The organism is Micromonospora sp. NPDC048843, assembly GCF_040649965.1.
GTDB classification, from domain to species: Bacteria; Actinomycetota; Actinomycetes; order Mycobacteriales; family Micromonosporaceae; genus Micromonospora; species Micromonospora hortensis.
In genome coordinates, this window is the sequence record NZ_JBEZGJ010000205.1 from 1 (window position 1) to 11,435 (window position 11,435).

At 71.9% G+C, this 11,435-nt stretch carries 14 protein-coding genes; 8 read left to right on the forward strand and 6 right to left on the reverse strand.

The window, feature by feature from the left end:
• Positions 1–185: 185 nt before the first annotated feature.
• From AB0C20_RS31510 to AB0C20_RS31520, 3 genes are all read right to left on the reverse strand, one after another.
• A complete protein-coding gene (locus AB0C20_RS31510; RefSeq protein WP_357182753.1) occupies positions 186–1,919 on the reverse strand; it encodes a DEAD/DEAH box helicase in 1,734 nt (577 codons plus the stop codon).
• 190 nt (positions 1,920–2,109) lie between these two features.
• Positions 2,110–2,772 carry a trimeric intracellular cation channel family protein gene (locus tag AB0C20_RS31515; protein WP_357182758.1) on the reverse strand — a complete coding sequence of 221 codons (663 nt, stop codon included), beginning with the start codon at positions 2,770–2,772 and terminating at the stop codon, positions 2,110–2,112.
• Positions 2,773–2,812: 40 nt separating this feature from the next.
• Entirely contained in the window at positions 2,813–3,031 is a 219-nt protein-coding gene (locus AB0C20_RS31520) for a DUF3039 domain-containing protein (RefSeq protein WP_007456912.1), read from the reverse strand.
• A gap of 88 nt (positions 3,032–3,119) precedes the next feature.
• Here AB0C20_RS31520 and AB0C20_RS31525 point away from each other — a divergent pair, with 88 nt between their 5' ends.
• Complete coding sequence (locus tag AB0C20_RS31525; RefSeq protein WP_357182761.1) at positions 3,120–4,055, forward strand: pseudouridine-5'-phosphate glycosidase; 936 nt, start codon at positions 3,120–3,122, stop codon at positions 4,053–4,055.
• Positions 4,052–4,951 carry a PfkB family carbohydrate kinase gene (locus AB0C20_RS31530; protein ID WP_357182764.1) on the forward strand — a complete coding sequence of 300 codons (900 nt, stop codon included), beginning with the start codon at positions 4,052–4,054 and terminating at the stop codon, positions 4,949–4,951. The genes AB0C20_RS31525 and AB0C20_RS31530 overlap by 4 nt, the downstream gene beginning before the upstream one ends.
• Before the next feature lie 53 nt (positions 4,952–5,004).
• On the opposite strand, the gene AB0C20_RS31535 is transcribed toward AB0C20_RS31530, so the two are convergent.
• Complete coding sequence (locus AB0C20_RS31535) at positions 5,005–5,364, reverse strand: DUF3099 domain-containing protein (protein WP_030337423.1); 360 nt, start codon at positions 5,362–5,364, stop codon at positions 5,005–5,007.
• A 104-nt stretch (positions 5,365–5,468) separates the two neighbouring features.
• Here AB0C20_RS31535 and AB0C20_RS31540 point away from each other — a divergent pair, with 104 nt between their 5' ends.
• Together AB0C20_RS31540 and AB0C20_RS31545 are read left to right on the forward strand one after the other, a co-directional pair.
• Positions 5,469–5,753: a hypothetical protein gene (locus AB0C20_RS31540; RefSeq protein WP_357182766.1), complete on the forward strand. Its 285-nt coding sequence runs from the start codon at positions 5,469–5,471 to the stop codon at positions 5,751–5,753.
• A 17-nt stretch (positions 5,754–5,770) separates the two neighbouring features.
• A complete protein-coding gene (locus AB0C20_RS31545; RefSeq protein WP_124858894.1) occupies positions 5,771–6,082 on the forward strand; it encodes a hypothetical protein in 312 nt (103 codons plus the stop codon).
• 28 nt (positions 6,083–6,110) lie between these two features.
• Here AB0C20_RS31545 and AB0C20_RS31550 read toward each other — a convergent pair whose 3' ends face one another.
• Entirely contained in the window at positions 6,111–6,701 is a 591-nt protein-coding gene (locus AB0C20_RS31550) for an HhH-GPD-type base excision DNA repair protein (protein ID WP_357182769.1), read from the reverse strand.
• Here AB0C20_RS31550 and AB0C20_RS31555 point away from each other — a divergent pair.
• From AB0C20_RS31555 to dtd, 3 genes are read left to right on the forward strand one after another with little or no spacing between them, the layout of a single operon-like run.
• The gene (locus AB0C20_RS31555; protein ID WP_357182772.1) at positions 6,691–7,779 is read left to right on the forward strand and encodes a CPBP family intramembrane glutamic endopeptidase; all 1,089 of its coding nucleotides are present in this window, start codon (positions 6,691–6,693) and stop codon (positions 7,777–7,779) included. The two genes, AB0C20_RS31550 and AB0C20_RS31555, sit on opposite strands and share 11 nt — an antisense overlap.
• A gap of 37 nt (positions 7,780–7,816) precedes the next feature.
• Positions 7,817–9,301, forward strand: a complete 1,485-nt coding sequence (locus AB0C20_RS31560; RefSeq protein WP_357569350.1) for a methyltransferase — start codon at positions 7,817–7,819, stop codon at positions 9,299–9,301.
• Complete coding sequence (gene dtd, locus AB0C20_RS31565; protein ID WP_357569351.1) at positions 9,301–9,723, forward strand: D-aminoacyl-tRNA deacylase; 423 nt, start codon at positions 9,301–9,303, stop codon at positions 9,721–9,723. The genes AB0C20_RS31560 and dtd overlap by 1 nt, the downstream gene beginning before the upstream one ends.
• A gap of 114 nt (positions 9,724–9,837) precedes the next feature.
• On the opposite strand, the gene AB0C20_RS31570 is transcribed toward dtd, so the two are convergent.
• Positions 9,838–10,626 (reverse strand): sporulation protein, encoded by a 789-nt coding sequence (locus tag AB0C20_RS31570; RefSeq protein WP_357569353.1) that lies wholly within the window; start codon positions 10,624–10,626, stop codon positions 9,838–9,840.
• Between the two features lie 245 nt (positions 10,627–10,871).
• On the opposite strand from AB0C20_RS31570, the gene AB0C20_RS31575 reads away from it, so the two are divergent.
• Positions 10,872–11,435 (forward strand): sigma-70 family RNA polymerase sigma factor (locus AB0C20_RS31575; RefSeq protein WP_357569352.1); only part of this gene is annotated, 564 nt, incomplete at its 3' end.

Here is an 11,435-nt window from a genome sequence, read left to right on the forward strand (position 1 = left end):
CTCGGCGAGCTGCTCTGGCTCGCCGAGGCGTACCTCATGGACCAGGCGGTGACACCAGGCACGACCGGCCGCTGACACCAGGCACGACCAACGGCGACACCAGGCACGGCCGGGCGGTGGCGATGAAGCCGGACCTGATCGTCTACACGGCCGACACGGCGCAGCCCGCCCACGGCCGGGCGGGTCTAGAGGGTCTGCACTGTGGCGATGCGTTCCTCAAGCTGCTCGATGGTGGCCTGGGCGCTCGGCGGGCCACCGCAGAGCCGGCGCAGCTCGGCATGGATCTTGCCGTGCGGTTGGCCGGTGCGGTGGTGTCGGGCGGCCACCAGAGCGTTCAGTTGGCGCCGGAGCGCCACGCGACGCTGGGCGGCGCTCATGGGTGCGGGTGGCGCTGCCGTGGCCGCAGCGGCCGGCTGAGCGGCCCCGTCGGCCGTACGACGGCGTTGGGCGGCCAACTGTGCGGCCTGTCGCTTGGTCAGCAGCAGCGAGACCTGGTCGGCGGTGAGCAGACCGGGCAGGCCAAGGTATTCCTCTTCCTCGGGGGTCCCGGCCTGGGCCGCGGTGCCGAACGACGCGCCGTCGAAGATCACCTGGTCCAGCTCGGCGGTGGCCGAGAGCGCCGCGAACCGCTTCTCCAGTTCCCCGCTGGCCTGGTCGTCGCGCTGCGCGCGTTCCAACAGGTCGTCGTCGAAACCGTCGGCTTCCTTGGGTTTACCGAGTACGTGGTCGCGCTCGGTTTCCATCTCGCTGGCCAACCCGAGCAGGTGCGGCACGCTGGGCAGGAACACCGACGCGGTCTCCCCGGACCGGCGGGCCCGCACGAACCGGCCGATCGCCTGAGCGAAGTAGAGCGGCGTGCTGGCGCTGGTGGCGTAGACCCCGACCGCCAGTCGCGGGATGTCGACCCCCTCGGACACCATCCGCACCGCTACCAACCACCGCTGGTCGGACGCCGCGAACGTCGCGATCCGGGCGGACGCGCCCTGGTCGTCGGAGAGCACCACGGCGGCCTTCTCGCCGGTCACCTGCTCGATCAGCTTGGCGTACGAGCGGGCGGTCTGCTGGTCGGTGGCGATGATCAGACCACCGGCGTCGGCCATGCCCGCGTTGCGCAGCACTGTGAGTCGGGCGTCGGCGGCCCGCAGCACCTGCGGCATCCAGTCGCCGGCGGGGTCCAGGGCGGTACGCCAGGCCTGCGCCACCAGGTCCTGGGTCATCGGCTCGCCCAGCCGGGCCGCCAGCTCCTCCCCCGCGTTGGTACGCCAGCGGGTCTCCCCGGAGTACGCCAGGAAGAGCACCGGCCGGACCACGCCGTCGCGCAGCGCGTCGGAGTAGCCGTACACCGAGTCGGCGCGGGAGCGCAGCAGCCCGTCCCCGCCCCGCTCGTAGCTGACGAACGGGATCGGGTTGTCGTCGGAGCGGAACGGTGTCCCGGTGAGCATCAGCCGGCGTACGGCGGGTTCGAAGGCGTTCTTCACCCCGTCGCCCCAGGACCGGGAGTCGCCGGCGTGGTGGATCTCGTCGAGGATGACCAGGGTCCGTCGGGTCATGGTGCGTCGCCGGTGCACCTGCGGGGCCATCCCCACCTGCGCGTAGGTGACCACAGCGCCGTGGAAGTCGGCCGCGGAGTGCAGGTCGGCGTTGCGGAAGGCGGCGTCGAGTTGGATGCCCACCCGGGCCGCGGCGTCAGACCACTGGTTCTTCAGGTGCTCGGTCGGCGCGACCACGGTGACCGCCTCGATGGTGCCGTCACCGAGCAGCTCGGCCGCGATCCGCAGGGCGAAGGTGGTCTTGCCGGCGCCGGGCGTGGCGACCGCGGTGAAGTCCTCACTGCGGCGACGCAGGTACTCCACCAGGGCCTTGCGCTGCCAGGCGCGTAGCGCCGGGAACGTCTCGAGCACCGGCGTCCGGGCTGCCACGCGAAGCTCCTCTCCGACCGCACGATGGCGGACCCCGGGCGAGGGCCACGAGGATCCGCCGCCCATGAAAACGCCTCCGCGCAGAAGCTGCCGCGAAGGCCGACTCAGCATAACCAGCACGGGCCGTCGGGCCCAGGCGACGCCACGCTGGTCACAATCCCGCACCCAAACGAACAGCGGCCCGACCGTCTCACCACTCGCGGTCGGTGCGTGGATCCGCCCCTTCGGCGCGCGGCGGGCGCAGTGTGGCCACCGGCGCGGACCAGCGTCGACGCAGCGCGATCAGGCGTAGCCCGAAGACCAGGACGGCGGCTGCGGTGAGCGGCGCGGGGCCGGTCTGCCCGGTGACGTACAGGAGCACCACCAGGATCGAACCGGCCAGCGCGGCCAGCGCATAGATCTCCCGGCGCAGCACGACCGGGATCTCGGCGGTGAGCAGGTCGCGGCCGAGCCCGCCGCCGATCGCGGTGAGCATGCCGATCAGGCAGGCGCCGACCGCCGGTACCCGGGCGTCGAGCGCCTTGAGCGTGCCGGTGACTGTGAACAGCGCCAGGCCGGCCGCGTCCAGCACCAGCACTGTGGTGCGCAGTCGGGCCAGTTGCGGGTGCAGCCAGAAGACGGCGAGTGCGGTGATCGCGGCGGTGGCGACGTACCGCCAGTCGGCGAAGGCCAGCGGCGGCACCTCGTCGATGACCAGGTCCCGGAAGATCCCACCGCCGAGGGCGGCCACGAAGCCGACGAACGCGACGCCGAACAGGTCCAGTCGCTTGGCCACCGCCGCCGAGGCCCCGGACGCGGCGAACACCGCCACCCCGGTCAGGTCGGCGAGGAGCAGGGCGGTGGAGGTGGTCACCGCCGCAGGCTACGTCGCCGGCCGGAGCACCGGCCGAGGTTCACTCACGGTACGAGTCGTAGATCTCCTTGCACTTGGGGCAGACCGGTGAACCCGGCTTGGCCGCCTTGGTGACCGGGAAGGTCTCGCCGCAGAGAGCGACGACGAAAGTGCCCATGACGGCGCTCTCGGCGATCTTCTCCTTGCGGACGTAATGGAACATCTCGGGACCGGTATCGGCGTCCTTCAGCTCCGGACGCTCGAGAACCTCTGTGCTCACGTCTGCACCTCCAACCGACAAGTTTGGCAGGTCATCACGGCCGGGTCCACTTGAGGCCGGCCGAGGCTCCACCCCGTACGGTGCCCGTGTGACTGACTTTCACATCAGCTACGGCACCGAGGTCGCCGAAGCGCTGCGCGACGGCCGGCCCGTCGTCGCCCTGGAGAGCACCATCGTCTCGCACGGTCTGCCCCGACCGGAGAACCTGCGCGTGGCCAGGGAGATCGAGCGGACGGTTCGGGACGCCGGGGCCGTTCCGGCGACGATCGGCATGATCGCCGGCAAGCTGGTGGTCGGCCTGGACGACGCCCAGCTGACCCGGCTGGCCACCGTCGACGGCGTGACCAAGCTCTCCGTCCGCGACCTCGCTGTGGCCGCCGCGACCGGCGCGGACGGGGCGACCACGGTGGCCGCTACCAGCGCGGTGGCCGCAGCCGCCGGCATCGGCGTGTTCGCCACGGGCGGGCTGGGCGGGGTGCACCGGGAGGCCGCGCACACCTTCGACGAGTCGGCGGACCTGGTCACCCTGGCGCAGACCCCGATCGCGGTGGTCTGCGCCGGAGTCAAGTCGATCCTCGACGTGGGCGCGACGCTGGAGCGCCTGGAGACCCTCGGGGTCGCTGTGGTCGGTTACCGCACCCGCCGGTTCCCCGGCTTCTACCTGACCGACGCCGGCTTCGACCTGGACTGGTCGGTGGACTCGCCGGAGCAGGTCGCCGCCGTGCTCGCCGCCCGCGACGAGCACGCCGTGCACACCGGCGGGCTGCTCATCGCCAACCCGCTGCCGGTCGACGAGCAGCTCGACCCGGAGCTGCACGACCGGACGCTCACCGAGGGCCTGGCCCTGCTGGAGCGGGACGGGATCACCGGAAAGGCCGTCACCCCGTACCTGCTCGCGCACTTCCACTCGGCCACCGAGGGCGCGAGCCTGGCGGTGAACGTGCGGATCATCCTGCGCAACGCCGACCTGGCCGCGCGGATCGCGGTCGCCTCGGTGGCCCGCGGCACCGCCGTCCCGGCATGACCCGACCGGCCCGGATGGTCGTCGTCGGGGACGTGATCACCGACGTGGTCGCCGTGTTGTCCGGGCCGCTCGCGGCCGGCTCGGACACCGGGGCGGCAATCAGTCTCGGCGGCGGCGGTCAGGCGGCCAACACCGCCGCCTGGATCGCCGCGCAGCGGGTGGACGTCACGCTCGTCGGGGCCGTCGGTCACGACGACGCCGGGCGGGACCGGGTGGCCGAGCTGGAGCGGGCGGGCGTCGACTGCGCCATCGAGCGGGTCGAGGGTGCCTCGACCGGCACTGTCATCGTGTTGGCCGCCGACGACGAGCGCACCATGGTCAGCCAGCGGGGCGCGAACCTGCGGCTGAGCGCCGCGCACGTCGAGCAGGCCCTCGCGGCGGCGCCCGACGCTGGGCATCTGCACCTGTCCGCGTACACCCTGTTGGACGCGGAGTCGCGCGGCGCGGGGCTGCGGGCGTTGGCCGCCGCCCGCGAGCGCGGGCTGACCATCAGCGTCGACGCGGCCTCCGCGGCGCCGTTGCGGCGGGTCGGCGCGGCGGCGTTCCTGAGTTGGGTACGGGACATCGACCTGCTCCTGGTCAACGCGGACGAGGCCACGGTGCTGGCCGGCGGCCTGGACCCGGCGGCGCAGGGGCGGGTGCTGTCGGCGACGGCTCGGCGGGTGGTGGTGAAGCGCGGCGCGGCCGGCGCGGTCTGGGTGGACCGCACCACGCCGGTCTGCGTGGCTCCGGCCAGCAGGGTGGCGGTGGTGGACGTCACGGGCGCTGGCGACGCGTTCGCGGCCGGTCTGCTCACCGCGTGGCTCGCCGGAGCCACCCCGACCGCGGCACTGAGCCGCGCCACCGACCTGGGCGCGCTTGCCGTCTCCACCGCCGGGGCTCGGCCACAGGCGTAGCGGCCGTCACCCGGCCACAGCCCCGACTGCTCGAACCCTGGCCCGTTCGCGGGTCAGGGTTCGACGTCGATGACCTTGTGTGGGCGCTCCTCGGCGGTGAGGCTCATCGGCGGGGTGTCGTCCTGTTGGCGGGGGTGGAACCGGTTGGCCAGCCGGTGCTCTTCCTTCGGCGGCCGGTCGTTGGCCAGCAGCACGGCCAGCCAGGGGATGAGCACCATGCCGAGGCCGCACAGAGGCAGCCAGAGCCAGAGCAGTGGGGCGTTCGCACCGACCAGGATCGCGCCGACGATGATGCACAGCACCCGGATGCCCATCATCAGGACATAGCGGCGCTGGCGACTGTTGAGCTGATCGTCCTGGCTGCGCGAGGCGTCGGTGATCAGAATCGGCTGGTACGCCTGACGCTTCACCATGGACCTCCTCGAGGGGGTTACGCCTCATCCTGTCACCGCAGGTCCGTGATCAGCGAACTTCGACTCATCCCGCCGCGTGTTACGCGCGTGGTACGCTCCGCGATGTGGGCAGCAGGTTCAGCTTCACCGACGAGGCGTTGGCCAACCTGAGGGTCTACGACGTCACACCCGGGGAAGTCTGGGAAGCGCTGCACAGCGCCCGACGGGTCATCCGTCATCTGGGTGACGACGTGATGGTGGTCTACGCCGCCGCCCGCCGGGGCCGCAGGCTGGCGATTCTGCTCGCCGAGGCCGATGGCACCGACAACGACTGGGACATTCTCTCCGCCCGCGAGTTGAGCGACGTCGAGTCCAAGCGCTACGACGAGGCCGTGCGGAGATCTCGGTAGATGAGGAGGCCGTGACGATGCACCGTAACGACGCGACCAAGCAGTTCCACGGTGGCGGCGAGCGAATCGCCGAGCTGATCGACGAGAGCCCGGCGGCGGAGCTACCCACCCCCGACAGCGACGTGCCGATGGTGAGCCGCTCGGTGCGGCTGCCACTGGACACCTACGAGCGGGTTCGCGCCGCCGCCGACGCGCGGGGCATCGGGGTCACCACGCTGATGCGCCAGTGGATCGAGGCCGGCCTGGCCGACCTCGACGACTCGGCGACCGTTTCGCTGGCCGACGTCCGACGCGCGCTGGCCTCGCTGGCGCACCCCACCGCCGCCTGAGCAGACCGCCCCGCACCAGGCCGGTCGGTCAGCCGCCGGCGGTCTTCGCCTTGGCAGCCGCCTTCATCTGCTGCTTGAACTCCCGCACCCGACGCAGCGAATCGGCGTCGGTGACGTCGGCCACCGACCGGTACGCGCCCGGGTCGCCGTAGTCTCCGGCCGCCTTCCGCCAGTCCTGCGGGGTCACCCCGAACCGCTTGCCGAGCAGGGCCACGAAGATCTGTGCCTTCTGCTTGCCGAAGCCGGGCAGCGCGGAGACCCGGCGCAGCAGTTCCGGTCCGTCGGCGACCTCGGCCCAGAGCAGCGTCGCGTCACCGTCGTACCGCTCCACCAGCACCTGGCAGACCTCCTGCACCCGGGCCGCCATGGCCTTGGGAAACCGGTGCAACGCGGGCGGCTGGGCGAAGAGCGCGACCAGGGCCTCCGGGTCGTACCCGGCCAGCTCCGCCGCGTCCAGCTCATGACCGAGCCGCTGCTGAAGCACGTACGGCGAGGAGAACGCCTTCTCCATCGGAATCTGTTGGTCCAAGACCATGCCGAGCAGCAGCGCCAGCGGGCTGCGCTCCAGCAGCCGGTTGGCCTCCGGGTCGATGGGCAGCACAAGCGTCATGCGGACCATCCTGCCTGGCGTACCGAGCCGGACGGACACCGACGCTCCGATCGTCCAGGGCAGGTGGCGCCCGCATGCCACGCTCGACGCCATGTTGTGGAGCGCCCCGCCCGGTTCCCCGTACCACCGGCTCGGCCGCACCGAGCGGCACCGCTGGTGGCGGCCTCTGGTCGGCACCGTCGCGCTGGTCGTCTCGGCGTTGGTGATCGTCTGCCTGCTCTTCGGCGTCGCCGCCGTCGTGGCCGAGCTCACCGACCGCCCGTACGACGCCGACGGGCTGCCGACCTTCGGCCCGATTCCGGACACCGCGCTGCTGATCGCCTCGCTGGCACTGCTGCTCCCACTGCTGTTCGGCGCCGCCTGGCTCGTGCAGCGCCGACCCGCCGGCACGCTCTCCTCGGTGCTCGGCCGACTGCGGTGGAGTTGGCTCGGCCGCTGCCTGCTGATCGCCACACCGCTGATCATCGTCATGCTGGTCGGCGCGGGACTCCTGCTCAGTCTGACCGGCGAGAGCGCGATACCCGCCCCGGACACGTGGGTGGGTTTGCCGGAATTCGCCGCCGGGCTGCTGATGGTCCTCCTGCTGGTGCCGTTCCAGGCCGCCGCGGAGGAGTACGCCTTCCGCGGCTGGCTGTTGCAGGCCGTCGGCGCGTACCTGCGCACGCCCTGGCCCGGGATCGCCCTCCAGGCGGTGCTCTTCGCCGCCGCGCACGGTTGGGGCAGCGGCTGGGGTTTCCTGGACCTGGCCTTCATGGGCGTGTTGTTCGGCTGGCTGACGGTGCGAACCGGCGGGCTCGAGGCCGCGATCGCGCTGCACGTGGTGAACAATCTGTTCGCCTTCACCCTGGCGGCGGCGTTCGGCGGGCTCAGCGCCGACGAGACGATGGCCGACGCCCCGTGGCAGGTCATCGTCGTCGACGTGTTGGCCCTGTCGGCGTACGCCCTGGTCGTCGACCGGTTGGCCGCGCGTCGGGGGCTGGCGACAGTCGTACCGCCGGCCCTGGTCGTGGCGGTGCCCGGCGCGCCCTCGGCCCCGACCGGTGCGCAGCCGAGGCTGCCGGGCGTGGGGGTCGAATCTCGCGGGTGATGCTGGCTTCCTCCGCGACGGCAGGCAGGATGTCGGGGTGGACGAACACGACATGCTGCTCTCCCCCGCCGGTGTCGACGCGCTGCGGGCCGCGCTGACCCAGAACGGGTTCACCAGCCACGGCATCGCCGAGCGGCTGGGCGCCCAGGCGACCGCGGCGGTCGCCCGCAACGACTACCGGGCCGCGCTGCGCGCCACCGAGGACGGCGACCCGCTCGGCACCCTGATCCGGCTGTTCATCTGCGCCCAGACCGAGTCGGAGGCGGCGGTGACCGCCGCGCTGGCGCCGCTGAGCCTGGCCGAGGCCCTCGCGGGCGGGCTGGTCGAGCGGTACGGCGCCGGCCTGCGTGCCGGCGTCGACCTGGAGCCGTACGGCGAGGACTGGTGGGTGCTCGCCGACGTGCCGGCCAGCGCCCGCCCGGGTCGTCCGTTGCACGCCGAGCACGTCCTCGGCGTCGGCGGGGCAACCCACACCCTGATCGGCGCGACCATGCGCCGGCCGGTCGACACCGCGCTGGACCTGGGCACCGGCTCCGGCATCCAGGCCCTGCACCTGGGCACCCACGCCAGGTCGGTGACCGCCACCGACCTCTCAGAGCGGGCGCTGCGCTTCGCCGCGACCACCGCCGCCCTCAACGGTCAGGACTGGGAGCTGCTCCGCGGCGACCTGGTCGCCCCGGTGGCCGGTCGGCGGTTCGACCTGGTGGTGAGCAACCCACCGTTCGTGGTCGGCCCGGGTACGACCACGCACGTGTACCGCGACTCCGGCCGGGTCGGTGACGCGATCGGCGCCGAACTCGCCGCCGCGGCCCCGGGCCTGCTCACCGAGGGCGGCACGATGCAGTACCTGGCGAACTGGGTGCACGTCGCGGGCGAGGAGTGGGACGAGCGGGTGGCCGGCTGGTTCGCCGGGACCGGCCTGGACGCCTGGGTGATCCAGCGGGAGGTGGCCGACCCGATGGCGTACGTCGACCTGTGGCTCACCGACGTCGGCGAGACCGCCGACCCGCAGCGGATGGCCGCCTGGCTGGACTGGTTCGACGCGCACAAGGTGGAGGGCATCGGCTTCGGCATCGTGTCGCTGCGTCGGGGCGGGCACGCCGACCCGGTGGTCCGGGTGGAGGATCTGCGCCAGCGGGTGCAGCCACCGCTGGGCGACCGGGTCGCCGCCTGGTTCGACCGCCAGGACTTTCTCCGGGTACGCGACACCGAGGCGTTGCTCGCCGAGCGCTACCGGGCCGCCGATGGCCTCCAGCTGCGACAGGAGGCCACCATGGGCGACGACGGCTGGGGGGTGGACCGGCAGGTCCTCGCGATGCCGCACGGCCTGCGATGGACCGAGGAGATCGACCCGCTGGTGCTGGCGCTGGTCGGTGGCGCCGACGGCCGGCTGCCGCTGCGTGACCAGCTCGCACTGCTCGCCGCCGCGCACGACGTCGAGCCCGACGAGATGGCCGAGGCCGCCGGCCCGATCGTGGCGCACCTGGTGGAGCGCGGCTTCATCGAGCCGGTGGACGCCTGATGCGGGCGGTGGTGCAGACCGTCGGGCGGGCCAGCGTGACGGTGGACGGCGAGGTGGTCGGCGCCATCGAGAACGGCCTGCTGGTGTTGCTCGGGGTGACCCACACCGACACCGCGGAGACCGCTCAGACGATGGCCCGCAAGGTGCACGAGGTGCGCATCCTGGACGGTGAGCGGTCCGCCGCCGACACCGGCGCGCCGATCCTGGTGGTCAGTCAGTTCACCCTCTACGGCGACGTCCGCAAGGGCCGCCGACCGAGCTGGACCGCCGCCGCTCCCGCCGAGGTCGCCGAGCCACTGGTGACAGCGGTGGTCGACGCCCTACGGGAACGAGGAGCAAAGGTCGAGACCGGCCGTTTCCGCGCCCACATGCTGGTGGAAAGCATCAACATAGGCCCCCAAACCCTCCTCCTGGACCTCTGACCCCACCCCCACCCCCACCCCTGTTGATCATGAAGTTATTACCCGCCAGCTCGGCGTGTCATGGCAATAGCTTCATGATCGACGGACGGGGCTGGGGTGCGGGGCTGGGTGGGGTTAGGAGAAGAGGCCTCGGCGGGTTAGGGACTGGCGGAGCCAGTTGTCGAGTTCGGCGGTCCAGTCGGTGCGGTCGGCGGTGGCGTGGTCGACGGTGAACCGGCCGAAGGCGTCCCGGCCCTCGGTGAAGACACCGCCGCGCTTGTCGACCTCCAGCACCACCTGCATCTGCTGCGCGTCGGCGACGAAGGTGACCTCCAACTGGTTGATCGAGCGGGCGTACTGCGGTGCCGGGCTGAACTCGATCTCCTGGTAGAACGGCAACGTCTGGCGTACGCCGTAGATGTGACCACGTTCCACATCGGCGCGTGCGAACCGGAAGCCCAGCCGCAGCAGCGCGTCCAGCAGTCGCCCCTGCGCCGGCAGCGGGTGCACCGACACGGCGTCCAGGTCACCCTTGTCGACCGCGCGAGCGACCTCCAGCTCGGTACGCAGACCCATCGTCATCCCGTGCAGGTGCTGCCCGTACAGCTCGGTGACCGGCGTCTCCCACGGCACGTCGAAGCGGAACGGGATGTCGTAGCGCTGTCCGGGCTCCAGCCGGAACGCTCCGGTGACCTGCTGGCGGTGGAATTCCTGAGTGGTGTCGTAGTCGTTGTCGCCGCTCTCCACCTCGACCCGGGTGACCAGGCCGAGGGCGACGTGGTCGATGTCGACCTGGTGGTCGCCGCCCAACACCTGGATCCGGCCCTCCAACTGGCCGCCCGGGCGGCAGTTCGGGTTGGCCAGCACCGTCTCCACCGACGGACCACCGACGCCCATCGCCTTCATGAGCCGCTTGAAGACCACACCGTCCTCCAACTGTCGTTTCCAACCGACCAGAGGTGGCCGGCCGTCCGCAACGTAGCCGGGGCGGGCAACCACACACTCCGACGACACACCGCACCAGCGATCCGACGCGATTCCTGTCGGGTGCCCGATCGCCTCACTCCCGTTTTACGCCCCGCCCGCCAAGCTGTTGTTCACACCGGCACCACTGGGCCGGGAACACGGCACCGACGTGGAAACGGGGAGAGACAGAGATGGTTCTGCAGATGACGGAACACCGGACGCGCCCGGCCACCACGACCGACACCGACCGGGCCTCCGAGGCCCTCGTCGACCTGGACGCCACCGACGAGCGCGGCATCTCCACCGACCTGGTCCGGGCCTACCTCAACGGCATCGGCCGGACGAAGCTGCTGACCGCCGCGCAGGAGGTCGACCTGGCCCGGCGCATCGAGGCCGGCCTGTTCGCCGGCGAGAAACTGGCCACCTGCACCCCGGTCTCCGCGGAGCTGCGAGCCGACCTGGAGCTGATCGTCGCCGAGGGTCGGGCGGCCAAGGACCACCTGTTGGAGGCGAACCTGCGGCTGGTGGTCAGCATCGCCAAGCGCTACACCGGCCGTGGCATGGCGTTTCTCGACCTGATCCAGGAGGGCAACCTCGGTCTGATCCGGGCCGTGGAAAAGTTCGACTACGCCAAGGGCTACAAGTTCTCCACGTACGCCACCTGGTGGATCCGACAGGCCATCACCCGCGCCATGGCCGACCAGACTTCCCGTGGCCGGTGTGGGTGCCGTGGGCCGGTGTCGCGGACGGGGTGGAACCGCGCGCCG

Excerpts from the sequence above, each read along its gene's own strand:
- AB0C20_RS31530 (WP_357182764.1), top strand. The coding sequence starts at position 4,052 with ATGACCCGACCGGCCCGGATGGTCGTCGTCGGGGACGTGATCACCGAC.
- AB0C20_RS31535 (WP_030337423.1), bottom strand. The coding sequence starts at position 5,364 with ATGGTGAAGCGTCAGGCGTACCAGCCGATTCTGATCACCGACGCCTCG.
- AB0C20_RS31545 (WP_124858894.1), top strand. The coding sequence starts at position 5,771 with ATGCACCGTAACGACGCGACCAAGCAGTTCCACGGTGGCGGCGAGCGA.
- AB0C20_RS31555 (WP_357182772.1), top strand. The coding sequence starts at position 6,691 with ATGCGGACCATCCTGCCTGGCGTACCGAGCCGGACGGACACCGACGCT.
- AB0C20_RS31550 (WP_357182769.1), bottom strand. The coding sequence starts at position 6,701 with ATGGTCCGCATGACGCTTGTGCTGCCCATCGACCCGGAGGCCAACCGG.
- dtd (WP_357569351.1), top strand. The coding sequence starts at position 9,301 with ATGCGGGCGGTGGTGCAGACCGTCGGGCGGGCCAGCGTGACGGTGGAC.